Source organism: Yoonia maritima, from assembly GCF_003003285.1.
Taxonomy (GTDB): domain Bacteria; phylum Pseudomonadota; class Alphaproteobacteria; order Rhodobacterales; family Rhodobacteraceae; genus Yoonia; species Yoonia maritima.
The window spans coordinates 1-22,386 of record NZ_PVTP01000005.1 but is presented as its reverse complement, the minus strand read 5'-3'; the positions used below and the strand labels follow the sequence as shown (position 1 = coordinate 22,386).

The window sequence follows — 22,386 nt, the reverse complement described above, 5'->3', positions numbered from 1 at the left end:
ATAAAGAAATAGGAAGCGGGCAAACCGCGTCAGGTGTGGGGTCTATAAAAGGAGTCGAACCGGGGATCAAGGGCTTTCGGAAAAAACAAAATTCAGGCTATCCTCTTCGCCAGAAGGAGCATTTTATTGCAAGAAACAACCTTTGATCTTTCGCTCCCTGCTGTTCGCAGTACGAGCGTTGTATTCGCCTCTCCACACAGTGGGCGTGATTACGCGTCTTCTTTTCTAAGTATAGCAGATTTAGACGCTGCTGAAATCCGTTCATCTGAGGATGCGTTTATTGATCGCCTGTATGAAGACGCACCCAGTTTTGGTGCGCCATTCATCAAGGCATTGGCGCCACGGGCATTTGTAGATTTGAATCGTGGACCTGACGAATTGGATCCAGCATTGATCGAAGGGGTGCGTCGCAAGCCCCACAACCCGCGAATCGCAAGTGGGCTGGGTGTGATTCCTCGCGTTGTGGCGAATGGACGTCATATCTATCGCGGTAAGATTTCATTGAACGAAGCGCACGATCGCATAGCCACATATTGGCGGCCCTATCATGACCAGCTTCAGACCTTGTTGGATGAAAGCAACCGTGCATACGGCGAATCAATCTTAATCGACTGTCATTCGATGCCGCACGAGGCGTTGACGACGATGAATCTACAAAACGCACCGCGCCCCGATATTGTATTGGGCGACCGGTTTGGCAGCACCGCAGCCGGGCACATCATGGATCAGGTCGAGGCCGCATTTACCGAAGCTGGCCTACGCGTCGCGAGAAATGCACCGTTTGCAGGGGCCTATATTGTTCAGCAATATGGCCGACCTTCACGGAATCAGCATGCGATTCAGGTCGAAATGGACCGCGCCCTTTATATGGATGAGCGGACTTTAGAGCCTAAGTCCGACTTTGCAGCGTTTAAGGAACAGATCAGCGCGGCTATCGCCATGATTGCCGAGATTGGATTTGCTAAAGATCAACCTGTCGCGGCTGAGTAGGGTGGATCTTGATCCACCCCACCTGAATTAACCAAGCAACACGATGTCCGACCCACCCGCGTTACGGCGCAGCGAGTGAATCTCTGCGAGTGCGGGGTCGTTGATCCATCCCATTGCGGAATCGGCGTCAGGGAAAGAAAGCAATGCGACAACGTCCGGAATTTGTGGCGTCCCATCAATGCCGCGGGCGGCGTTGGTCGCTGTTTCGACCTTCCCACCGTATTTATTCAAGGCGTCAGCCGCTTTTTCGCGGTAGGCGGCAAGAGAGTCTGGGTTCGTCACGGTTAGGCTTGCATATGCGTAGATCATTGGCTTCTCCTTTGTTGATGCCATGTAATTAGACGCCGCTTACACGTGCGAAAATGCGTGCATATGCATCACGTGCATGCAAAAATGCATGACATGACGGTTTCATGGGATGATATGCGCACGGTTATGTGCCTCGTGAGGGCTGGATCGTTGTCCGCTGCGGCGCAGATGCTTGGCCTCAACTACACGACCGTTGCTCGTCGTGTCGCCCGTGCAGAGGGTGCCTTGGGTGTCGCGCTATTTGAGCGTTTGACCGATGGCTATCGACCAACTGAAGCAGGGCTGCTGGTTGCGGATCACGCGGCGCGCATGGCAGATCAGACCGATGCGTTGATGCGCCAGCTGCAAGGGCAGGACGCGACTTTACATGGATCGCTAACCATCACCGCCCCACAATTATTGATCGCGCATATACTGACACCAGTGATTGATCGGTTCTGTGCCGCCTATCCCGATGTCGACCTGCATGTGCGTGCCACGAATGATCTGCTTGATCTGAACCGTCGAGAGGCGGATCTTGCTATTCGGATCAGTCGCGATCCGGGTGATACGCTCAAGGGGTTACGACTGATGCCACAATATTCGGCTAGCTTTGCATCGCCGAAGGTTGCTGCACAGATCAAAGCCGATCCGAATGGGATGGTCGATTGGATTGTCTATGCTGATTATACGACTGTGCCAAAGAACGTCGATCCGGCCTATCCCCACCATCGGATACGCATGACATTCGACGATATGGTCGCGATCCGCGCGGCTGCGCAGGCGGGTCTTGGGGTGGCGCGGATGCCCTTGTTTTTGGGCCGCGCAAGTGACGGATTGGTTCAGGTGCCCGTGCTGCCACCGCAGCCTTACCCTGAGATTTGGGTGGTCGCGCACCGTGATATCTGGGCCTCGGCCAAGGTCGCAGCGTTTCGTGAAATGTTGGTGCCCTACATGCGCGGTATTCGCGACCAGTTTGTGCCTTAGCCGAGTTCCGCGTTTAGGAACGCCTCTGGGTCGTCGACCTCTATCAATCGCTTGCGTTCGATCTGCCAAAACCTATTTCCGACATTTCGCAGAAAACTGCGATCATGGCTAACCAGCAGACATGAAGCGCCATGGGCAATAAGTTCCTCCTCTAACGCTTCTTGCCCTTCGATATCGAGATGGTTCGTAGGTTCATCGAGTAGGTAAAAGTTTGGTCGCTGTAGCCGCAGGATTAGCATCGCGAGCCGTGCCTTTTGCCCGCCAGAAAGTGCACCGATCTTGGTGTCCTGCATCTGGATGTTCACGCCCGTAGCCGCAAGCAACCCGCGTGCACGTTGATCGCCCACGTCGAATTGTCCTGCGACTGCGGTCATCGGGGTATCGGCGTCGTCCAGCTGGCTAAGATGTTGGTCCGAATACCCAAGCGCAACGCTAGGGGCGCATTTTATGCTGGGTTCTTCGTTCAATAATGCCCGGTGGATCATCTTAACCAGTTGGGTTTTACCTGTCTCATTGGTGCCAAGCAGCACAATGCGGTCGCCTTGCGTGATCCATTTCTTGCCAGTCGTGTATAGTAATCTGTCGTCTGGCGTGGTCACCGCCACATCATCCAAAGTGATAAGCGCCTTGGCGTGGGTGCCGCTGTTGGTCAGCTTGATGTCGCCGGCGCTGCGGTCTTGGTGGGCGGGTTTTGTTGCCGCTTCAATCTTGGCTGCGCGCTCGGTTAGCTGCTTGGTCTTTGTGATTAACAAATCAGAGCCTGAATTGATCCCAATGTTCTTTAACTTCGCGGCCTGCTTGCGCAGTTGGGTTGCCTTGTTCAGATCGTTGGCAAAGCGCCGTTCGTCGGCTTCGTCTGCCTCATCCAATGCGACGCGCGCCTTTGTGAAGCGTAGCTGAAACACGCGTGACCGCTCCGCCCGCAGGAAAAGCGTTCGGTTGGTTGTAGCATCTAGAAAGGCCCGGTCATGGCTGGTGATTAATACCGGCGTATCGCGTGGCAACGCACCCAGCCAATTTTGCAGCAACCCGATACGATGCAGGTCCAGGTGGTTGGTCGGTTCATCAAGTAACAGCAAGTCAGGTTCAGTCACCCAAGCGGCCGCCAACAACGCTGTGCGTTGCCAGCCCCCACTAAGCTCTGACAGTGGTTTTTGCTGTAGCTCATAGGGCACTTGCAGATCGCCGAGCACCACATCAACGCGCCATGCTTCGAAATCGGCCTGGTCAGGCGGCAATGCGGAAAGCACTAAGTCATACAGTGTCTGCGAAAGGCGTTCTGGCGCGATATGCTGTTCAACGTGCCCTATACGCAGGCCGCGTGCGCGGGTGATTTCGCCGGACGTGGGTTCAACCGTGCCAGCCATGCAGCCCATCAGTGTGGATTTTCCGCGGCCATTTGCAGCGACCAAACCAATACGGTCGCCTTTGGAAATCGTCAGGTTCAAGTCAGAAAATAGCGGATCGCCAAGCGTCACGCCTAAGGAGTTTATAGAAAGGATCATTGTGGTCACTTGTCAGATATAGTGTTGGCCGCGCGTGGCGCAGCGACAAGGGCAGACCGTGGGCAAATGCCAGTGATCAGCCCTGCAAACGGATTCGCAGGGCGGTACGGGGACCATGCTGAAGTTGGCGGAATATACGCATGTTCAGCTTGTGCCCTCCTGTTGTGTGCATTTGACTGATAAGGAAGTGTAATGGCGACGTGGGCGGTGGGTCAAGACCCACCCTACCGAAGCGACCGCCCTTTGATGATGGCGTCTTTGCCGAATTTTTCGCGTATTTTATCTGTTGCGAGCTCGGCCCGCGCGCGTTTTCCTGCGTCAGGGTCAAGCAAATCACCTTCGCGGTCGGCATCATCGGCTGATGTGATTTCTGATAGCCCCACACCCAGCAACCGAAACGGCCCACGCATTTTGACCTGTTCAAATAGCCCGTGCGCGGTTCGGTAAATTGTGTCAGCCATCTGGGTGGGGTGATGCAGGCTTAACCGTTTTGAAATCAGTTTGAAGTCAGAGGTCTTCAGTTTCAACGTAATGACGCGGCCTGCCTTATCGGTCGCCTTTGCGCGTGCGCTGACCTTTTCTGACATCCGCCAGAGGTGACCGTCTAGGATTTCGGGGTCAGCAGTGTCTTCTGAGAATGTCGTTTCGTTCGATAGCGTCTTAACAGGTGCGTGTGTCGAAATCCGTCGACCATCTTCGCCTCGGGCAAGCGAATAGAGCCGTTCACCCATGCCGCCAAACCGATCATGCAGGTCGCGACGATCCCAGCGCAGGAGGTCATCGAATGTCTGGATGCCTGCCTTGTTCAGGCTGACTTGGGCGGCGGGGCCGATACCCCAGATTAGCCGCACGGATTTGGGGCGCAGGAATTCGGTCGTCTCGGCCTTGCCGATAATCGAAAAACCACGTGGCTTTTCTAAGTCTGACGCGACTTTTGCCAAGAACTTGTTGTGCGATAGCCCGATTGAACCGCTTAATCCCAATTCGGTCTTCATCCGTTTGATTAACCGGGCCAGCATAACCGCAGGCGGCGCGCCGTGCAGGCGGACGGTGCCGGTGAGGTCCATAAACGCCTCGTCCAGTGATAGCGGTTCAACGACTGGGGTGAGTTCATCCATCATTGCGCGGATCGCACGGGATGCTTTGGTGTAAGCGTCAAACCGTGGTGGTAGCACGACGGCATCAGGGCAGAGTTTTAGCGCCTGAAACATCGGCATAGCGGATTTGACGCCCCTGATTCGGGCGACATAGCATGCGGTCGATACGACCCCGCGTTTGCCACCGCCGATGATCACTGGCTTATCAGCGAGCTCTGGATTGTCGCGCTTTTCGACCGAGGCATAGAATGCGTCGCAATCCATATGCGCGATGGTCAGATCGAACAGCTCTGGGTGCCGCGTGACCCGTGGGCTGCGGCATTGAGGACAGCGGGATTCACTGTCAAATGTGCAAAGGCAATCGCGGCAAAGGGCGGGCATGGCCGCATTCTAAAGGGGCGCACGGATGAGAACAACAGGGCAACATGATGGTGCAAAGGTTGCGCTGTTTTTAGGGGATAAGCTGATTAGCATCCTGCGCGATGATTTTGATCACATCACCTATCCGAATTTGTGGGACCTCCCCGGTGGCGGACGCGAGGGCGATGAGACACCGTTTGAAACGATGACCCGAGAGTTGAACGAGGAACTGGGACTGTCTGTGCCTTCGGATGCGGTTTTGTGGGAATCAAATTTTGCTGCGAATTATAAACCCGATGCTTGGGTCGGGTTCTTTGTCGCGCAATTACCGGCCGATACTGTCACGCAGGTTAAATTCGGTGATGAGGGGCAGCGTTGGGCCTTGTTTGATCTGCCTAGTTTCATTGCATTGCCGAACCGTGTGCCGTCTTTTGGGGCACGATTAGCGCTTTGGGAGAAGGAAACTGGTGGTTTGCCGGATTAATGTTCGGTTTTTTCTAAGATCAACATAATCATTATGTAGGAAATTTGATTGCTATATTTCTTTTTTGCTCTATGAGTTTCTTATAGGAAACACGCCGACCGGGAGAGAACGGTTCGGTCCGTCGCCGAAGGAGCAACCGCCCCGGTAACTCTCAGGCAGCAGGGACCGGTTGGGGTGCAATACACCGGAGAGTGGCAGCGATGCCCGCCGAAGGAGCAAGCCGCGATGCGGTGAATCTCTCAGGCCCAGTGACGGTGGGGGCGACGCGCGAAAGCGCCATTGGCGGAGAGATGCCTTGCCTTCGATTGCTGTTCTGGGTGCCGGGATTACCGGTGTAACCACTGCTTATTCATTGATGAAACGCGGATTTGACGTGACGGTTTTTGATCGCCATCGGTATGCCGCGATGGAGACTAGTTTCGCAAACGGTGGCCAGTTAAGCGCGTCGAATGCTGAAGTCTGGAACCAGTGGTCTACGGTCCTAAAAGGGATCAAGTGGATGCTGCAAGGCGATGCGCCGCTTTCCGTGAACCCGCGCCCGACATGGCACAAGGCCAGCTGGATGGCCGAGTTTTTGGCGAATATCCCCCGTTACAAGGCAAACACTATTGAAACCGCCCGTTTGGCTGTCACGGCCCGTGCTGGTCTGGCCGAAATGGCGGAGGTGGCCGGGATCGACTTTGATTTCACACCAGCGGGTATTTTGCATTTCTATCAAAGCCAACAGGATCTGGATCACGCCCGCCGCGTGAATGATCTGTTGGGCCAAGGCGGATTGGACCGCCGCGAGCTGACCGTCGATGAGGTATTCGCGAAAGAGCCAAACCTACGCGGCGACATCTTGGGCGGTTTCTGGACCGAAAGCGATAGCACTGGCGACATTCACAAGTTCACCGTTGGTTTGGCCGAATGGCTGCAGACACAGGGCGTGAAGTTCGCGCTGGGTGAGGATGTTCAGCAGGTGTCAGCGGACGATGACGGTGTCACTGTGCGGACATCAACCGAAGCCCGGTTTGATGGTATTGTGGTATCCGCCGGTGTCGCGTCGCGTCAGTTTGCAAAGATGCTGGGCGACCGGGTGAACATCTATCCGGTCAAAGGTTATTCGATCACTGTGAACCTGCGTGATGAAGCGTCGCAGAATGGTGCGCCAACTGTTTCACTGCTTGATGATAAGGCCAAGATTGTGACGTCTCGTTTAGGTCGCGATCGGTTCCGGATTGCCGGCACTGCAGAGTTTAACGGTATTAACCGGGACATCCGTGCGGACCGTGTAAAGCCGCTTGTTGATTGGTGCGAATCCCACTTTCCAAAGGTCAGCACAGAAAGCTGCGTTCCTTGGGCTGGCTTGCGTCCGATGATGCCAAACATGATGCCACGGGTTGGAAACGGCCGTCACGCGCGTGTCTTTTATAACACAGGCCACGGGCACCTCGGTTGGACTTTGTCAGCAGCGACTGCGGATTTGTTGGGAGACGCAGTGGAACAACGTATGCGTGCGAAAAATTCTCACGGTATACAACAGCATACATTGAAATCGGCCTAATGCATAACTATCTATCCTTCATAACAAAGAGGGATAGATCATATGCAAAGTGAAGATTTAATAGCCGAATTTATCGGTCAGAACGTGCTGTTCCTGCTATTAGCAGTGTTCATCATCGTCTGCATTTTGGCAGGCGTGCGGATCGTACCGCAGTCGCAAAAATTCGTTGTTGAACGTCTTGGCCGTCTGCGGTCCGTGCTTGGGCCTGGCATCAACTTTATCGTGCCGTTTCTGGATCGCGTTCGTCATAAGGTTTCGATTCTTGAACGCCAGCTGCCAGCTATGACCCAAGACGCAATTACGTCGGACAACGTGCTAGTGCAGGTCGAAACATCGGTGTTTTACCGCATTATTGAACCAGAAAAGACCGTTTACCGTATCCGCGATGTTGATGGTGCGATTTCGACGACCGTTGCTGGTATCGTGCGTTCGGAAATTGGCCGGATGGAATTGGACCAAGTGCAGGCAAACCGCGCGACGCTTATTGATGCTGTGCGCGAACAGGTTGCCCAGCAAGTTGATGACTGGGGCATCGAAGTGACCCGTGCCGAAATTCTTGACGTGAACCTTGATGCCGCGACCCGTGCGGCGATGTTGCAGCAGCTGAACGCTGAACGTGCACGCCGCGCGCAAGTGACCGAGGCCGAAGGTACCAAACGTGCCGTGGAACTTCAGGCCGAAGGTGAGCTATACGCTGCGAAGCAAGAAGCAGAAGCCCGCCGTGTACGTGCCGACGCTGAAGCATATGCGACCCAAGTTGTTGCCGTTGCGATCGCTGAAAACGGTCTAGAGGCCGCGCAGTACCAAGTTGCGCTAAAACAGGTTGAGGCATTCCAAGCCGTTGCATCGAAACAAGGCAACCAAACAATCGTCCTACCTGCGAACGCTGTCGAGGCGTTTGGCGATGCCTTCAAAATGTTGAAAGGACGTTAATATGCCGCTTTGGACACAATGGTGGGTTTGGATGTCTGCTGCAGTCGTCCTAGCCACGCTTGAGGTACTTGTACCCGGTTATATCTTTCTTGGGTTTGCTATGGGCGCTGCAGTGATGGGGTTACTTATCCTCATCGGGATATCTGCCAAAGGGTTCGCCCTGACGCTCGTCATCTTTGCCGTACTTTCGTTGGCTTCATATCTGGTAATGCGCAAGGTGTTTGGTCTGCGTACCGGTCAGGTGAAAATCTGGGATACGGATATCAACGATTGAAAAAATGGCCCGGCGCGCAATGTGCCGGGCCAGTTATGATCAAGCAGGTTTCAGCGTCTTGGGGACAGGACAGGCGCCGTCGCTTTGATCAGAGGGAGTTAGATTTTAGGTGTCGGACATTTGCAGCGCTTTGTGGCGCAACCGGTCAACCACTGCTGCTGGGTCCATGCTTTGCGGACCATGGACGGCACACGGGTACCGGAATGTGCGGCCAAAGCGCTCAATATCTACAGATGCCATGAAGGCCTGTTCTTTCGCAGAATAGCGCAAGTTTTTGATATTCATTGGGCAACCTCGTTCGCTTGTTTCAATTAAGAAATGCGCGAAACACTAATTGGTTCCCCAAAATACCGGAATTTTTAGTTGTTGGCGCGTTTCGCTTGCGGAGAATTCATTTCAGCAACGATTTCTTTTGCGGCTTGTGCGGGGTTTTCTGCCTGCCAGATTGGCCGTCCAACGACGACATGATCGGCACCATTTGCAATGGCCTGTGCTGGCGTCATGACACGTTTCTGATCACCCAAATCAGCACCTGCTGGACGTACGCCGGGGGTAACGATCAATTTGCCATCCGCCTCGGGCAGGGCACGAATGAGAGATGCCTCTTGAGGTGAAGCAATAACGCCGTCAGCGCCGTTGGATAGGGCAATGCCAGCGCGTTCTTGGACCAGATCAGTAATGTCGCCCGTTTTGATGCAGGAAGCGTCCAAATCATCGCGGTCAAGTGATGTGAGAATAGTGACAGCGAGGATTTTCATGTCGGAACCGCCGGCACCTGCGCGCGCAGCGCGTACAACATGCGGGTCACCGTGGACTGTCAAAAAATCAAGGTCGTATTGGGCAACGCCACGTACGGCCGCTTCGACGGTCGCGCCAATGTCAAAAAATTTCATATCAAGAAAAATACGCTTACCGAATTCTTGCTTTAATTCATTCGCAAGCGCGAGCCCGCCGCCCGTCAGCATCCCGAGCCCAATTTTGTAAAAGCTCACGCTGTCGCCCAGCTTTTCTGCAAGGTCCATGCCTGCAATGACGTTAGGGACATCCATTGCGACGATTAGGCGATCATCAGACATAGTCGTTTCCTTTGCAGCTTGGTTTTGCGCGGTCTACATCTTGTAAGAGTTTGGCGCAATCGGCACTGGGCAAAAGAAAAGGCGTAGCCTCGGGAAAAGAGCTACGCCTTTATAGTCCTGCGGATCTGGGGGAAGACAGCGCAGGAATTCTATGTGAGTGGTGTTAATCGTCTTTTGGGCCTGCCGACCCTGACTTGTCTGCTTTGGTGTCGTGATCGCGTAAACGGCGCACGGCTGCAGGTGTCAGAGGAAACAGCGGGTAGTTATATATAGTATTGTCGAATTGTTTCTTTTTATTTGGTGTCGTTTTCATGAGTCGTATTTAGGTGGACTTTGGTATCAAGAAACGGGGAACTTATTCTTCGGCTTCCCCGTCTGAACAGTTGGGCGACACTGCTTGTCGGTATAGATGTTCGAACCGCGTTAGCTTTGCAGCCATCAGCGCTGCCTCTTGATGGATCCTTTGTTTCAGGTTGGGTGGACCTTCTTGCACCATGACGATCACACTTTGTCCGCTTGGCTCACAGGTAGGGCTGACGCGGATGATCAAGTGCATATGCGCCTCCACGATGCCCGTTTGGCGCGCGGACACTTTGACAATGTGGCTGTGCAATACGTCCATGAGAAAGTACTCGATAATTATTCAAAACTATAATTTGAAATAGCTTGCGGTTTTTGTTCATCAACGGGGAAAAATTGTGGATAAACGCCTTGCAGGTATAACATTGCCCGCTGTGACCTTGCGGAATGTGGTCTGGCTTACCATCTATGGATAGAGGCCCAATAAGGGGTGTGCCGCAATGGTGGGCATCCGAACGACTGGGCGCTTAACAAAGGAGAGAACTCATGAACTTAGATAAGTTCACAGAGCGGTCGCGCGGCTTTATTCAAGCCGCACAAACGATCGCAATGCGTGAGAACCATCAGCGTCTTGCGCCAGAACATCTATTAAAAGCATTGATGGACGATGAGGAAGGCCTAGCCGCCAACCTTATCACCCGTTCGGGCGGTGATGTCGCGACGGTGCGCAGCGTCGTGAACGCAAGTGTCGCGAAAATTCCGCAGGTTACTGGGGACGCGGGCCAAGTCTATCTTGACAACAACACCGCCAAAGTCGTCGATGAGGCCGAAAAAATCGCCAAGAAAGCTGGCGATAGCTTTGTGCCGGTTGAACGCCTGTTGACCGCGCTTGCCGTGATCAAATCCAAAGCGAAGGACGCATTGGATGCTGGTGGTGTGACCGCAATGAACCTGAACGCTGCGATTAATGACATTCGCAAAGGTCGTACTGCGGACAGCGCAAGCGCCGAAGACAGTTTCGAAGCGCTCGCCAAATACGCTCGCGATCTGACCGAGGCCGCCGAGCAAGGTAAAATCGACCCTATCATTGGCCGCGACGAAGAAATTCGTCGTGCAATGCAGGTCTTGTCACGCCGGACCAAGAATAACCCGGTTCTGATCGGTGAACCCGGCGTTGGTAAAACAGCGATCGCCGAGGGGCTAGCCTTGCGGATCATCGACGGCGATGTTCCAGAAAGCCTGCGCAACAAGAAACTGATGGCGCTGGATATGGGGGCGCTGATTGCTGGCGCGAAATATCGTGGTGAGTTCGAAGAACGCCTGAAAGCTGTTTTGAAAGAAATCGAAACCGCTGCCGGTGAAATCATCCTCTTCATCGACGAGATGCACACGCTTGTTGGTGCCGGTAAGTCCGATGGCGCTATGGATGCGGCCAACCTGATCAAACCTGCGCTTGCGCGTGGTGAATTGCACTGTATCGGTGCGACCACTTTGGACGAATACCGCAAGTATGTAGAAAAAGACGCAGCCCTAGCCCGTCGTTTTCAGCCGTTGATGGTCGAAGAACCAACCGTTTCCGATACTGTCAGCATTTTGCGCGGGATTAAGGAAAAATACGAATTGCACCACGGTGTACGTATCGCGGATGCCGCGCTTGTGGCCGCTGCAACCTTGTCGCATCGCTATATTACAGACCGTTTTCTGCCAGACAAAGCCATCGACCTGATGGACGAAGCAGCGTCGCGTTTGCGTATGCAAGTCGACAGTAAGCCAGAAGAACTGGACGCGTTGGATCGTCAGATTCTCCAGCTTCAGATCGAAGCTGAGGCGCTGAAGAAAGAAGACGACAAAGCATCGGTTGATCGGCTTGAGAAACTGGAAAAGGAACTAGCTGACCTCCAAGATCGCGCGTCAGAAATGACCGTGAAATGGCAGGCCGAGCGCGACAAGCTGGAAGGCACACGCGAGGTCAAAGAACATCTTGATCGTGCGCGGGCGGAGCTGGATATCGCGAAACGCGAAGGTAACCTCGCGAAAGCCGGTGAACTGTCTTACGGCGTGATCCCTGATCTTGAGCGTAAGCTTTCAGACGCAGAGGAAAACGAAGACCTTATGGTCGAAGAGGCGGTTCGTCCTGAACAGATCGCCGAAGTCGTTGAGCGTTGGACAGGTATCCCGACCAGCAAGATGCTGGAGGGAGAGCGTGACAAGCTACTGCGTATGGAAGACGAACTAGGCAAACGCGTCATTGGCCAGCGGTCTGCTGTAACTGCGGTGGCCAACGCCGTGCGCCGTGCGCGCGCCGGTCTGAATGATGAGAACCGTCCGCTTGGATCGTTCTTGTTCCTTGGGCCAACCGGTGTTGGTAAAACAGAGCTGACTAAAGCGGTGGCTGAGTATCTGTTCGACGATGAACACGCGATGGTTCGTATCGACATGTCCGAGTTCATGGAGAAACACGCTGTATCACGTCTGATCGGTGCGCCTCCGGGTTATGTTGGCTATGACGAAGGTGGCGTGTTGACCGAGGCTGTACGCCGTCGCCCTTATCAGGTGATCCTGTTTGATGAAGTCGAAAAGGCGCACCCTGATGTGTTCAACGTGCTTTTGCAGGTGCTTGATGATGGTGTTCTGACCGATGGTCAGGGCCGGACCGTTGATTTCAAGCAAACGCTGATCATCCTAACGTCGAACCTTGGGGCGCAATCCCTAAGTCAGCTGCCAGATGGTGCAGATGCAAGCGACGCCAAGCGCGATGTGATGGATGCGGTACGTGCGCACTTCCGTCCAGAGTTCTTGAACCGTCTGGATGAGACGATCATTTTTGATCGGCTTGCACGCGAAGACATGGCCGGGATCGTTTCGATCCAGTTGGGTCTGCTTGCCAAACGTTTGGCCGGGCGGAACATCACGCTGGATCTGGATGATGCCGCACTGAAGTGGTTGGCCGACGAAGGCTACGATCCGGTGTTCGGTGCGCGTCCGCTTAAGCGGGTGATCCAACGTGCGTTGCAAGACCAGTTGGCCGAAATGATCTTGGCTGGCGATGTCATGGACGGTGATGCGATCAGCGTAAGCGCTGGCGCGGACGGGTTGTTGGTGGGTGACCGGGTGTCATCAAGTAAACGACAACCGCCCAAAGATGCGGTCGTACACTAAAGAAATTGGGCGCCTCCGGGCGCCCTTTTTTGTGGAATGTGTGCGGTTGATTTTACCATGGGAGGGTCGGCTTTCGCGTTGATCGAAATCAACGAAAGTCTGCGACCTGTGTGTCAGTATAGCCGCATAAAAGGAGATTTTATCATGCTTAAGATCACGAGCCCGAAGGCCAATCGTCTTGATATCGAACTGCACGGTGGGATTGATGCTGATACCATGCGCATGGCGCTGGATGACCTCATTGCAAAGTCCGAAGGTATATCCGATGGCAAAATGCTGTATACCATCACGGATTTTTCGCTGCCGACGCTTGGTGCAATCGGGGTGGAATTCGCGCGGTTGCCAAAACTGTTTGGATTGCTAGGTAAGTTCGATAAATGCGCCGTGCTAAGCGATGCTGGGTGGTTGCGAACTGCAGCTGAAGTCGAAGGCGCGCTTATTCCTGGGCTCAAGATAAAAAGCTTTGAACTGGCTCAAATTGATGACGCCGAAGGATGGCTATCCGAAGCCAGCTCCTGAGGGCCCCAATCATATGACCGAGGCCCAAGAAAGTATTCAGCTTGGTGGTAGGATCACTTTGTCGATGACGTGAATGACGCCGTTTGATGCTTCGATATCGGCTGCCACAACGTTTGCATCGTTTACCTTTACGCCGTTCATGGTGGTGATTGTCACCTCCGCACCGTTCACGGTGGTTGCCATCATGTTGTCGCTTAGGTCAGTCGACATTACTTTGCCGGCGATGACGTGGTACGTCAGGATTTGAGCAAGTGCATCTGGATCTGCTAGCAGTGCCTCGACTGTTCCTTCTGGTAGGGCAGCGAAAGCATCGTCTGTTGGAGCGAATACTGTGAACGGGCCGTCGCCTTTTAGGGTTTCAAAAAGTCCAGCAGCTTGGGTCGCTGCGATCAATGTTGTGAAAGAACCTGCGTCGATTGCCGTATCAACGATGTCTTTGGAATGACCGCCTGCGCAGGCTGCCGTTGCGAATAGTGCTGCTGTACTGAGTGCTGTGAAAGTTCTACGTAGCATTGTGGTTTCTCCCGTTAATGAAAGATGCATTGTCGGTAGCATCGGAAACGTTACGGACGCACACGAGTGATTGGATCACCATTAAAGATAGGTTTTCGCCGTTGACCAAAGCCACATTTGAACTAAGCCGGGCGGATTTTGGATTTCCACACAAATATTGGTGATAATTCTTGAGTGATCCGAGGTGTTGTCGCAGAATGAGAACCTCATTTATTTATTGAGATACACTTATGAGAAACCTCATTTCGGTATTTTTGATCCTGTTTGTCGGCAGCGCAAGCGCAGAGCCAATCACACCTCAGCCCGGCACCCAGTTAAGGCGAGATGTTTTAGATGCCGCGCGTGTTGCCGCAGAAGCCGATTTGGGGGCGCCTGTCAGATTTGTCGTTCAGGAGTTGTTGGTGGACGCAGGACGTGCTTTTGCCATTCTGGATGCGCAACGCCCCGACGGGAGCGCTGTTGATCTTGCGCTAACGCCCTTGGTTCTTGAGCAAGGTAGACCTATAGATTTGATCGATGGGCCGATATTTATCGGTTATTTGTATCAAAGCGATGGACGCTGGATTACGGATGACTATGTCATAGGCCCGACTGATGTGTGGTGGGCAGATGGACGGTTCTGCGCAAAATACAGCGCTGTCGTTCCCTACAATATTTGCTAAGCAACTATGCGTGTGGTGCTGCAAGGACTGTAACGCAATCTTTGCGGCCCTAAATTGCTAAGCATGAATGACAGTGGTTGACGACCTTAGCGCTGCCTCCTATCACGATGGTACCGGGGGCGCCTAACGGCTGAGAAGTACCCTTTGAACCTGAACCAGATAATGCTGGCGGAGGGAGGGTAGAAGTCGCTGTGTATTTCACGGCGGTCTTCCTTTTTTCGCTGGTCGGAGAATTGACCGTGAAAATAGAACAAGCTCTTGCCGACCTTCGTAATCAAGCGCCGTTGGTGCAGTGTATCACCAATTATGTTGCAATGAATATCGCGGCAAATGTCGTGCTTGCAGCGGGTGCATCGCCTGCGATGGTCCATGCCGAAGCGGAGGTCGCGAATTTTGTCCCCATCAGCGGTGCCCTGACAATCAACATAGGAACGCTTTCGCCTGATTGGGTTGCGGCGATGCAGCTGGCTGCGGATACGGCCGTGTCGGCAGGGGTGCCTTGGGTGCTTGACCCGGTTGCCCATTTTGCGACCCCTTATCGGGGCGAGGTGGTGCGCGATCTCATCACGCGTAGGCCAACGATCATACGCGGAAACGCGTCTGAAATAATGGCGCTGATCGGTGCTGAGACTGCTGGTAAGGGGGCAGATAGCGGTGATAGCGTGGCCGACGCTGAAAGCGCAGCAATTTCACTGGCGCAAAGTCAGGGGTGTGTTGTGGCGGTTACTGGCGAAGTCGATTTTGTGACTGACGGTGATCGTAGTGCACGTGTGACTGGCGGGTCCGAAATTATGCCTATGATCACTGCGATGGGGTGTTCTTTGACAGCTTTGATGGGGGCTTTTGCCGCTGTTGCCCCGCCGCTAGAGGCGGCAGTTGCCGCACTCGCGCATTTCGCCGAAGCCGGTTTGACGGCGGCCCAAAGGGCAGACGGTCCGGGCAGCTTTCAAGTCGCGTTTTTGGATGCTTTGCCAAACGTGATGCCAAGTGATCTGGACAAGCCCGGCCGTGTTCAATGGCTTTGATAGCTAAAAAGTTACGCGTCTATTTGGTCACTGATCCGGCGCTTTGCGCAGACATTGGCGTGGTTGAAACGGTGCAACGGGCGGTGGCCGGTGGCGTTACGATGGTGCAACTGCGCGATAAGCACGCGACAACGGCGCAGCGGGTGGACCTCGCGCGGGCGTTGATCCGTGTTTTGAATGGTACGGGTGTCCCGTTGTTGATCAATGATGATCTTGAGGCGGCAATCGCATCTGGCGCGGACGGCGCGCATATTGGCCAAGGTGACAGCTCAGTGCAAAAAGCACGTTCCGTTCTTGGCTCTGACCGGATTTTGGGACTGTCTTGCGAAACTGCCCGAACTGTATCCAAGGCCAATTCTGCGCCTGTCGATTATCTGGGAATTGGGCCCGTTTTTGCGACAGACACAAAATCTGACCACAAACAGCCTATCGGGATGGCGGGGCTAAAAACGCTTGTTTCGCTCAGTGATCTGCCGGCTGTCGCAATCGGGGGGCTAAATGCGACACATGTCGGTGATGTCATGTCCGCCGGCGCAGACGGTCTTGCCGTTGTGTCGGCCATTTGCGGGCAACCAGACCCGAGCGCGGCCGCAGGCAAATTTATACAAAACAGGAGATCACAATGATCGCCAATGTTCTTTCCATCGCGGGGTCCGACCCGTCGGGCGGGGCCGGTATCCAAGCAGACATCAAAGCAATATCTGCTAATGGCGCGTTCGCAATGGCCGCAATTACTGGTTTGACTGCACAAAACACCCAAGGTGTTAGCGGTGTGTATCTTGTGCCACCTTCATTCGTTTGCGATCAAATCGCAGCTGTTTTTGCGGATATCCGGGTTGATGCCGTTAAGATTGGGATGGTCGCGAACGCGGAAATCGCGAGGTCGATCGCCGATGCGCTACGGTCCTATCCGGATTTACCAGTTGTTTTAGACCCTGTGATGATCGCCAAGGGCGGGGCTTCTTTGTTGGATGACGATGCGGTTGCGACTTTGCGTGACACACTTCTGCCTTTGGCGACTGTCTTAACGCCTAATTTGCCCGAGGCCGCGCATTTGTTAGGGGCGTCTGTCGCGACAAACCGTGATGAAATGGTCGAACAGGCAACGGCATTAATGGGACTAGGGCCAGATGCGATCTTGCTTAAGGGCGGTCACCTTGCATCAGATGAAAGCCCCGACTGTCTTGTGACCGATGTTGGTCTGTGTTGGTTCGATGGCGCGCGTATTTCAACAAAGAATACGCATGGTACGGGCTGTACCTTGTCATCGGCGCTGACCGCGCAAATGGCGAAAGGTAAAGCGCTGACAGACGCTGTCGTCGCCGCCAAATCCTATGTTGCTCGTGCGATTGCAGATGCTGACCAGTTGTCCGTCGGCGCGGGGCATGGGCCGACACATCACTTTTCCTCATTCTATTCGTAACGAAAGAAAATCATATGAAACTGACATATTTAACCGCGGCCTTTTCGCTGTGTACATCGCCTTTGATGGCGCAGGACGACATGACGCTTATGCTGGATTGGTTCATCAACCCCGATCATGGGCCTATCATTGTCGCCCAAGAGCTGGGATACTTTGCAGATGCTGATCTTGCAGTCGAAATTATCGCGCCGGCTGATCCTTCTGATCCACCCAAGATGGTTGCCGCAGGTCAGGCGGATCTTGCGATTTCCTACCAGCCGCAACTGCACCTGCAAATCCATCAAGGTTTGCCGTTGCAACGCGTTGGAACATTGGTGGCGACGCCGCTGAATTGCCTTCTTGTTTTGGAGGGCGGCGATATCACTACCCCAGCCGACCTTGCAGGTCGTAAGGTTGGGTTTTCAGTGGGCGGTGTCGAAGAGGCGGTGCTGGGGTCCATCCTGCGTAAACACGGTTTAAGCCTAGATGATGTTGAATTGATCAATGTGAACTGGTCATTGTCACCATCGCTTATGTCGGGGCAGGTGGATGCGGTGATCGGCGCATATCGCAACTTTGAACTCAATCAGATGGATATCGAAGGTGTTCCGGGCCGTTGTTTCTATGTCGAAGAAGAAGGGCTGCCGTCATACGACGAACTTATCTATGTCGCGAATCCGGAAACGATGGATCGCGATATGATCCGGCGTTTTCTTGCGGCGACTGAAAAGGCGACGCAATTCATAGTGAACCATCCGCAAGAAAGCTGGGATATCTTCGCTGGGACATCGCCCGAATTACAAGATGAGCTTAATGCGCGCGCGTGGGTGGATACGCTGCCGCGTTTTGCACTGCGACCCACCGCAATGGATGTCGGACGTTATGCAAATTTCGAAGCCTTTTTGTATGATGCCGGGCTTGTGCCTGCGATGAATGATGTCGCAACAATTGCTATTGATGTGACTGCGGAATGAGCGGGCCTGACTATGGTCGCAGTTTCGCGGCGCTAAGGGCGGCGTGTCCCGATGAATGGAGCGCATATACGGATCATGCGTTTGTGCGTGGTTTGGGCGACGGGACATTACCGCAGGCATCTTTCCTGCACTACTTGGTGCAGGATTACGTGTTCCTTGTTCACTTTGCGCGGGCATGGTCATTGGGCGTCGTGAAGGCCGAAACAATGGCCGAGATGAAAACCTGTGCGCGTACAGTCGATGCATTGGTGAATCATGAAATGGCGTTGCATGTGAAAACTTGTGCTAAGGCTGGCATTGAAGAAACAGCCCTGTTCTCCGCCAAGGAAGAAGTCGCGAACCTTGCCTACACCCGTTATGTCATTGATGCCGGGTTGCAGGGTGATTTTTTGGACCTGATGGTCGCGCTTGCACCTTGCTGCTTTGGTTACGGTGAAATCGGACTGCGGCTCGTGGGTGCGGCGTGCAATGACACGCCTTATGCTGATTGGATCGCGACATATGCGGACGTAGATTATCAGCAGGTGATGGTATCTTTTGGCGATATGCTGGACGCTGCGGTGATCCGGCGGCTTGGGGCTGATTTCAAAGCCACACCCCGTTGGGCACAGTTGCAAGGCCGCTTTACCAAGGCGACTGAACTGGAGGTTGGGTTCTGGGATATGGGACTGTTGGGGGCATGATCTATGCCCCGACGATCACATTGCAAGGTCGCTATGACGTAGACGATCACCGTCTGTTTGGCCCGATTGATATGTCGATCTCCGCAGGACAATGGACTTGCCTGTTGGGGCGGTCGGGTGTGGGTAAGTCTACGATCCTGCGATTGATCCTTGGGCTGGAAACAGCTGGCGATTTTATCGGAGAGATCGTGGCCGATGACGGACAACCTATTGCCAAGCGGGCCAGCTATATGGCGCAATCGGATCTACTTCTCCCTTGGTTGAATTTGCACGAGAATGTTGTGATTGGTTCACGTCTACGTGGCGCAGAGCCGGATTTTGATCAGGCAAATGCGTTGATCGACCGGGTGGGGTTATCGGACCACATCAAGAAAAAACCGGGCGCTTTGTCGGGGGGGATGCGTCAGCGGGCAGCGCTGGCGCGAACCTTGATGGAAAACAGACCCATTGTGTTATTGGACGAACCGTTTTCAGCATTAGATGCAGGAACGCGCGCCGATATGCAGGATTTGGCGGCAGAGCTATTGGCTGGCAGGACCGTGTTGCTTGTGACGCATGATCCGGCCGAAGCTTGTCGTCTTGGTCATCAGATTACACTGTTGTCAGAGGATGGTGCGAATGCTTGGGATTTGCCTAATACGATGCCAATTCGCCAACCGGACGATCCGGAAATGTTACGTAGTCAGGCATCTTTGCTTGCACACCTAAGGGTGGGGGCATGAACCGTTTAACATATCCATTTTGCGCAACGCTATTGGGGTTATGTTTATGGCAGGCGTTGGTTTGGGTGACGGATGCACCGCATTTCATCTTACCTGCGCCATGGCGGGTGGCTAAAGCCGCATTTGAAAGCCGAGCGCTGATTGCAGAGCATGCGGTGGTCACCGGAACCGAAGTGATCTTGGGCTTGATCATTGGTGCTAGCCTCGGGGCGATTACAGCAATCCAATTGGCTGCCTTTCCTAGGTTGGCGCGTCTTACGCTTCCATTGCTGGTCTTCACCCAAGCCGTTCCTGTGTTTGCATTGGCACCAATTTTGACGCTTTGGTTTGGATATGGGATCGGGTCAAAGATCGTCATGGCAGTTCTTATTATCTATTTCCCAGTGACATCGGCGTTTTATGACGGGCTATCACGGGTGACACCGGCGTTGTTGGACCTTGCTAAAACGATGGGGGCAAGCAAAACGCAGATGATGCTTCGGATCAAAATTCCGTCTGCGTTGCCATCGTTGGCGTCTGGGCTAAAGCTCGCGGCTGTTTATGCGCCAATTGGTGCGGTCATCGGTGAATGGGTCGGGGCATCGCGGGGGCTTGGCTATTTAATGTTGCTTGCAAACGGCAGGGCAAAAATCGATCTGATGTTCGCGACTTTGATCGTTCTCGCCTTGCTGACACTACTGTTTCACAAGGTGGTTTCGATGTTGGCAAACCGTTTGACGGATACGTCGGTGACAAGTTGAAACATGGCTTTGGCGCAACATTTCAGTCGGCTGGCGGCATCGTGAGACATCTTTCAATACTTCTACACTATATACTGTCGGGAAACGTACTGAACGGAGCCCTAAATGGCCTATCGCTGGACCAATGATCTTACCCGCGCGGATATCACCCCAAAGTCCGCCTATCTTAACCGTCGTCAAATTCTGGCAGGCACTGTTGGCCTCGGCGCGATTGGGATCGCAGGTAGCGCGAGCGCACAAGACGCGCTTGAGCCGAACACTCTCGAAGAAATCAGGACCTACAATAACTACTATGAATTTGGTGTGGGCAAAAACGACCCGGCGCAAAACGCGCACCAGTTGGATACGTCGAACTGGACGGTGAAGATCGACGGGCTGGTTGATAACCCCGGCGATTATGCTTTGGCCGATCTGTTGTCGGGGCTTAGCGTCGAGGACCGCCTATACCGCTTCCGCTGTGTAGAGGCATGGTCGATGGTCATTCCTTGGAATGGCATCGAATTGGCCGACATCTTGAACAAGGTTGGCGTGCAGTCCTCTGCGAAATATGTTGCGTTTGAAACCGTGGTTCAGCCTGACAACATGATTGGTGTTCGGAACCGGGTTCTCGACTTTCCATATGTAGAGGGGCTTCGTCTGGACGAGGCGATGCATCCGCTGACAATTATGGCGACGGGCATTTATGACGAGCCGCTGGCAAACCAAAACGGTGCGCCCATGCGGTTGGTTGTGCCGTGGAAGTATGGGTTCAAGTCGATCAAATCCATCGTGCGCATCACCCTGACCGACGAAGAGCCACCTATCAGTTGGAACAAGGCGAACCGCCGCGAATACGGGTTCTATAGTAATGTGAACCCAACCGTCGATCACCCGCGCTGGTCCCAGGCAACCGAACGTCGCGTTGGCGGTGGTCTGTTCGCATCCCGCCAAGACACGCTAATGTTTAACGGTTACCCCGAAGTCGCCAGCCTTTACGAAGGCATGGACCTGTCAGAGTTCTTTTGATGCATATTGTTGATACCGTTAACCAGTCACTTCGCAGGGTTCCGACGTGGACTATATATATAGTAGGTGCCGCTTGGGTCGTTTGGATGTTCTATCTGGCTGCGACCGATCAAATGGGCCCGGAACCGATCAATGCGCTTGAGCGTGAATATGGTGAGCTTGGGCTAAAGCTGATCGTGCTTGGATTGATGGTGACCCCGCTTCGAACATGGACTGGGGTGAACCTGCTCAAGTTTCGTCGGGCCATTGGCGTAACCGCGTTCTTCGTCGTGCTCGCGCATTTCCTTGTGTGGGCGGTCCTCGATGTTCAAAGCTTTGGCCGGATGTGGACCGAAGTCGTTAAGCGGCCCTATGTCACTGTGGGCATGATTGCCTTCGTTTTGATGGTTCCACTGGCATTAACTTCGAACAACCGTTCAATTCGTAAACTTGGTGCCAACTGGCGTAAGTTGCACAAGCTAACCTACCCTGTCGCTGTATTGGCGGTCCTTCACTACATATGGCTGGTGAAAGGGTTCCAAATCGAACCTATCGTCTATGCGTTGATTGTCGGGGGCCTGTTGGCTCTGCGAGTTAAGCTGCGCCAAAGGCGGGCGGTAAAACCCGGTGGCTTAGCTGTTGGCGAGTAGGCGTCATTAAATGACACGGTATGGAGTGGCTGTCGTTGGACTCGTTCACGGCGGTCATTTCAGATTCGCCCCCAAGTCGGGCCGAGTCCCTAGATTAAGCCTCATGTCCGCAGATTTTGCACCTAATCACGCAGAGCGATTCACATTTGGCGGGGAATTACGCAGATTTTTACAACGCACCTGCCGTGAAACTGGGGACGACTCGGGGCTTTGTTGATTGTTGGTCTGCCATCCGGGTCTGTGAGCGTAATTAAGTTACGTTTGACGTCGGGGTCTGCGCAATGAACGGTGGCTAACTGCTTCAAAACACGCGAATTTCTTCTTTTTCTCAAAAACTTTATGATTTTTTGAAAAAGGGGTTGCGGGTGTTGGGTGATAACCTTAGAACCCCCTTCACCGGCGGCGCTAACAAGCACCGACGGGGCGCCGGACGGGTCAGACGGAAGCGGAGACGCTGAGGGATGGATCGGGGGCGGTAAGAAATTTTGAGGTATTTGAGGCGGGGCGCGCCAT

The 22,386-nt window shown here is 53.8% G+C and carries 25 protein-coding genes and 2 riboswitches; of the genes, 18 read left to right on the top strand and 7 right to left on the bottom strand.

Translation table 11 applies throughout. From position 1 onward, the window contains the following. Positions 1-126: 126 nt before the first annotated feature. Complete coding sequence (locus CLV80_RS08620) at positions 127-990, top strand: N-formylglutamate amidohydrolase (RefSeq protein ID WP_106357016.1); 864 nt, start codon at positions 127-129, stop codon at positions 988-990. Between the two features lie 27 nt (positions 991-1,017). On the opposite strand, the gene CLV80_RS08615 is transcribed toward CLV80_RS08620, so the two are convergent. Beyond that, on the bottom strand, positions 1,018-1,299 hold the full coding sequence (locus CLV80_RS08615) for a DUF1330 domain-containing protein (protein WP_106357014.1): 282 nt from the start codon (positions 1,297-1,299) through the stop codon (positions 1,018-1,020). 84 nt (positions 1,300-1,383) lie between these two features. On the opposite strand from CLV80_RS08615, the gene CLV80_RS08610 reads away from it, so the two are divergent. Beyond that, positions 1,384-2,265, top strand: a complete 882-nt coding sequence (locus tag CLV80_RS08610) for a LysR family transcriptional regulator (protein WP_243394474.1) — start codon at positions 1,384-1,386, stop codon at positions 2,263-2,265. On the opposite strand, the gene CLV80_RS08605 is transcribed toward CLV80_RS08610, so the two are convergent. Further along, a complete protein-coding gene (locus CLV80_RS08605; RefSeq protein ID WP_106357012.1) occupies positions 2,262-3,770 on the bottom strand; it encodes an ABC-F family ATP-binding cassette domain-containing protein in 1,509 nt (502 codons plus the stop codon). The two genes, CLV80_RS08610 and CLV80_RS08605, sit on opposite strands and share 4 nt — an antisense overlap. Positions 3,771-3,994: 224 nt before the next feature. After that, positions 3,995-5,248: a DNA polymerase IV gene (locus CLV80_RS08600; protein ID WP_106357010.1), complete on the bottom strand. Its 1,254-nt coding sequence runs from the start codon at positions 5,246-5,248 to the stop codon at positions 3,995-3,997. A gap of 25 nt (positions 5,249-5,273) precedes the next feature. Between CLV80_RS08600 and CLV80_RS08595 the strand changes: the two genes are divergently transcribed. The 4 genes from CLV80_RS08595 (at position 5,274) to CLV80_RS08580 (ending at position 8,464) form a co-directional block, all read left to right on the top strand. Further along, the gene (locus CLV80_RS08595) at positions 5,274-5,711 is read left to right on the top strand and encodes an NUDIX hydrolase (RefSeq protein WP_106357008.1); all 438 of its coding nucleotides are present in this window, start codon (positions 5,274-5,276) and stop codon (positions 5,709-5,711) included. A gap of 89 nt (positions 5,712-5,800) precedes the next feature. Continuing rightward, positions 5,801-5,889, top strand: a riboswitch (glycine riboswitch). A 117-nt stretch (positions 5,890-6,006) separates the two neighbouring features. After that, positions 6,007-7,257, top strand: coding sequence for a D-amino acid dehydrogenase (locus CLV80_RS08590; protein ID WP_106357006.1), 1,251 nt, complete (start codon positions 6,007-6,009; stop codon positions 7,255-7,257). A 42-nt stretch (positions 7,258-7,299) separates the two neighbouring features. Then, entirely contained in the window at positions 7,300-8,190 is an 891-nt protein-coding gene (locus CLV80_RS08585; protein ID WP_106357004.1) for an SPFH domain-containing protein, read from the top strand. Between the two features lies 1 nt (position 8,191). Then, the gene (locus CLV80_RS08580; RefSeq protein ID WP_106357002.1) at positions 8,192-8,464 is read left to right on the top strand and encodes an NfeD family protein; all 273 of its coding nucleotides are present in this window, start codon (positions 8,192-8,194) and stop codon (positions 8,462-8,464) included. Positions 8,465-8,569: 105 nt separating this feature from the next. Here CLV80_RS08580 and CLV80_RS08575 read toward each other — a convergent pair whose 3' ends face one another. The 3 genes from CLV80_RS08575 to CLV80_RS08565 all read right to left on the bottom strand — a co-directional run bounded on the left by CLV80_RS08575 (position 8,570) and on the right by CLV80_RS08565 (position 10,096). Further along, positions 8,570-8,749 (bottom strand): orotidine 5'-phosphate decarboxylase, encoded by a 180-nt coding sequence (locus CLV80_RS08575; RefSeq protein ID WP_106357000.1) that lies wholly within the window; start codon positions 8,747-8,749, stop codon positions 8,570-8,572. A gap of 74 nt (positions 8,750-8,823) precedes the next feature. After that, positions 8,824-9,540 (bottom strand): orotidine-5'-phosphate decarboxylase, encoded by a 717-nt coding sequence (pyrF, locus tag CLV80_RS08570; protein WP_106356998.1) that lies wholly within the window; start codon positions 9,538-9,540, stop codon positions 8,824-8,826. Between the two features lie 355 nt (positions 9,541-9,895). Further along, positions 9,896-10,096: a hypothetical protein gene (locus CLV80_RS08565; protein WP_207766541.1), complete on the bottom strand. Its 201-nt coding sequence runs from the start codon at positions 10,094-10,096 to the stop codon at positions 9,896-9,898. Between the two features lie 290 nt (positions 10,097-10,386). On the opposite strand from CLV80_RS08565, the gene clpB reads away from it, so the two are divergent. Then, positions 10,387-12,999 carry an ATP-dependent chaperone ClpB gene (gene clpB / locus CLV80_RS08560; protein ID WP_106356995.1) on the top strand — a complete coding sequence of 871 codons (2,613 nt, stop codon included), beginning with the start codon at positions 10,387-10,389 and terminating at the stop codon, positions 12,997-12,999. Between the two features lie 144 nt (positions 13,000-13,143). After that, complete coding sequence (locus CLV80_RS08555; protein WP_106356993.1) at positions 13,144-13,518, top strand: SpoIIAA family protein; 375 nt, start codon at positions 13,144-13,146, stop codon at positions 13,516-13,518. A gap of 36 nt (positions 13,519-13,554) precedes the next feature. On the opposite strand, the gene CLV80_RS08550 is transcribed toward CLV80_RS08555, so the two are convergent. Continuing rightward, entirely contained in the window at positions 13,555-14,031 is a 477-nt protein-coding gene (locus tag CLV80_RS08550; protein WP_106356991.1) for a fasciclin domain-containing protein, read from the bottom strand. 230 nt (positions 14,032-14,261) lie between these two features. Here CLV80_RS08550 and CLV80_RS08545 point away from each other — a divergent pair, with 230 nt between their 5' ends. The 10 genes from CLV80_RS08545 to msrQ all read left to right on the top strand — a co-directional run bounded on the left by CLV80_RS08545 (position 14,262) and on the right by msrQ (position 21,873). Further along, positions 14,262-14,693: a hypothetical protein gene (locus CLV80_RS08545; protein WP_106356989.1), complete on the top strand. Its 432-nt coding sequence runs from the start codon at positions 14,262-14,264 to the stop codon at positions 14,691-14,693. A 105-nt stretch (positions 14,694-14,798) separates the two neighbouring features. Then, a riboswitch (TPP riboswitch) is annotated at positions 14,799-14,888 on the top strand. Between the two features lie 44 nt (positions 14,889-14,932). Next, positions 14,933-15,718: a hydroxyethylthiazole kinase gene (gene thiM, locus CLV80_RS08540; protein WP_106357583.1), complete on the top strand. Its 786-nt coding sequence runs from the start codon at positions 14,933-14,935 to the stop codon at positions 15,716-15,718. Further along, on the top strand, positions 15,709-16,344 hold the full coding sequence (gene thiE, locus CLV80_RS08535) for a thiamine phosphate synthase (RefSeq protein WP_106356987.1): 636 nt from the start codon (positions 15,709-15,711) through the stop codon (positions 16,342-16,344). Before thiM ends, thiE begins: the two co-directional genes overlap by 10 nt. Beyond that, the gene (gene thiD, locus CLV80_RS08530; protein ID WP_106356985.1) at positions 16,341-17,141 is read left to right on the top strand and encodes a bifunctional hydroxymethylpyrimidine kinase/phosphomethylpyrimidine kinase; all 801 of its coding nucleotides are present in this window, start codon (positions 16,341-16,343) and stop codon (positions 17,139-17,141) included. Before thiE ends, thiD begins: the two co-directional genes overlap by 4 nt. Positions 17,142-17,155: 14 nt before the next feature. Beyond that, positions 17,156-18,094: an ABC transporter substrate-binding protein gene (locus CLV80_RS08525; protein ID WP_106356983.1), complete on the top strand. Its 939-nt coding sequence runs from the start codon at positions 17,156-17,158 to the stop codon at positions 18,092-18,094. Next, positions 18,091-18,777, top strand: a complete 687-nt coding sequence (gene tenA / locus CLV80_RS08520) for a thiaminase II (RefSeq protein WP_106356981.1) — start codon at positions 18,091-18,093, stop codon at positions 18,775-18,777. The genes CLV80_RS08525 and tenA overlap by 4 nt, the downstream gene beginning before the upstream one ends. Next, positions 18,774-19,499: an ABC transporter ATP-binding protein gene (locus CLV80_RS08515; protein ID WP_106356979.1), complete on the top strand. Its 726-nt coding sequence runs from the start codon at positions 18,774-18,776 to the stop codon at positions 19,497-19,499. The genes tenA and CLV80_RS08515 overlap by 4 nt, the downstream gene beginning before the upstream one ends. Beyond that, positions 19,496-20,239, top strand: a complete 744-nt coding sequence (locus CLV80_RS08510) for an ABC transporter permease (RefSeq protein ID WP_106356977.1) — start codon at positions 19,496-19,498, stop codon at positions 20,237-20,239. Before CLV80_RS08515 ends, CLV80_RS08510 begins: the two co-directional genes overlap by 4 nt. A 105-nt stretch (positions 20,240-20,344) precedes the next feature. Continuing rightward, positions 20,345-21,244, top strand: coding sequence for a protein-methionine-sulfoxide reductase catalytic subunit MsrP (msrP, locus tag CLV80_RS08505; RefSeq protein ID WP_106356975.1), 900 nt, complete (start codon positions 20,345-20,347; stop codon positions 21,242-21,244). Next, positions 21,244-21,873, top strand: coding sequence for a protein-methionine-sulfoxide reductase heme-binding subunit MsrQ (gene msrQ, locus CLV80_RS08500; RefSeq protein ID WP_106356973.1), 630 nt, complete (start codon positions 21,244-21,246; stop codon positions 21,871-21,873). Before msrP ends, msrQ begins: the two co-directional genes overlap by 1 nt. Positions 21,874-22,386 lie beyond the last annotated feature (513 nt).

Coding starts and splice junctions, on each gene's coding strand:
- CLV80_RS08615 (WP_106357014.1), bottom strand. CDS start 1,299: ATGATCTACGCATATGCAAGCCTAACCGTGACGAACCCAGACTCTCTT.
- CLV80_RS08610 (WP_243394474.1), top strand. CDS start 1,384: ATGCATGACATGACGGTTTCATGGGATGATATGCGCACGGTTATGTGC.
- CLV80_RS08605 (WP_106357012.1), bottom strand. CDS start 3,770: ATGATCCTTTCTATAAACTCCTTAGGCGTGACGCTTGGCGATCCGCTA.
- CLV80_RS08600 (WP_106357010.1), bottom strand. CDS start 5,248: ATGCCCGCCCTTTGCCGCGATTGCCTTTGCACATTTGACAGTGAATCC.
- CLV80_RS08595 (WP_106357008.1), top strand. CDS start 5,274: ATGAGAACAACAGGGCAACATGATGGTGCAAAGGTTGCGCTGTTTTTA.
- CLV80_RS08585 (WP_106357004.1), top strand. CDS start 7,300: ATGCAAAGTGAAGATTTAATAGCCGAATTTATCGGTCAGAACGTGCTG.
- CLV80_RS08580 (WP_106357002.1), top strand. CDS start 8,192: ATGCCGCTTTGGACACAATGGTGGGTTTGGATGTCTGCTGCAGTCGTC.
- CLV80_RS08575 (WP_106357000.1), bottom strand. CDS start 8,749: ATGAATATCAAAAACTTGCGCTATTCTGCGAAAGAACAGGCCTTCATG.
- pyrF (WP_106356998.1), bottom strand. CDS start 9,540: ATGTCTGATGATCGCCTAATCGTCGCAATGGATGTCCCTAACGTCATT.
- CLV80_RS08565 (WP_207766541.1), bottom strand. CDS start 10,096: ATGCACTTGATCATCCGCGTCAGCCCTACCTGTGAGCCAAGCGGACAA.
- clpB (WP_106356995.1), top strand. CDS start 10,387: ATGAACTTAGATAAGTTCACAGAGCGGTCGCGCGGCTTTATTCAAGCC.
- CLV80_RS08555 (WP_106356993.1), top strand. CDS start 13,144: ATGCTTAAGATCACGAGCCCGAAGGCCAATCGTCTTGATATCGAACTG.
- CLV80_RS08550 (WP_106356991.1), bottom strand. CDS start 14,031: ATGCTACGTAGAACTTTCACAGCACTCAGTACAGCAGCACTATTCGCA.
- CLV80_RS08545 (WP_106356989.1), top strand. CDS start 14,262: ATGAGAAACCTCATTTCGGTATTTTTGATCCTGTTTGTCGGCAGCGCA.
- thiE (WP_106356987.1), top strand. CDS start 15,709: ATGGCTTTGATAGCTAAAAAGTTACGCGTCTATTTGGTCACTGATCCG.
- thiD (WP_106356985.1), top strand. CDS start 16,341: ATGATCGCCAATGTTCTTTCCATCGCGGGGTCCGACCCGTCGGGCGGG.
- CLV80_RS08525 (WP_106356983.1), top strand. CDS start 17,156: ATGAAACTGACATATTTAACCGCGGCCTTTTCGCTGTGTACATCGCCT.
- tenA (WP_106356981.1), top strand. CDS start 18,091: ATGAGCGGGCCTGACTATGGTCGCAGTTTCGCGGCGCTAAGGGCGGCG.
- CLV80_RS08515 (WP_106356979.1), top strand. CDS start 18,774: ATGATCTATGCCCCGACGATCACATTGCAAGGTCGCTATGACGTAGAC.
- CLV80_RS08510 (WP_106356977.1), top strand. CDS start 19,496: ATGAACCGTTTAACATATCCATTTTGCGCAACGCTATTGGGGTTATGT.
- msrP (WP_106356975.1), top strand. CDS start 20,345: ATGGCCTATCGCTGGACCAATGATCTTACCCGCGCGGATATCACCCCA.
- msrQ (WP_106356973.1), top strand. CDS start 21,244: ATGCATATTGTTGATACCGTTAACCAGTCACTTCGCAGGGTTCCGACG.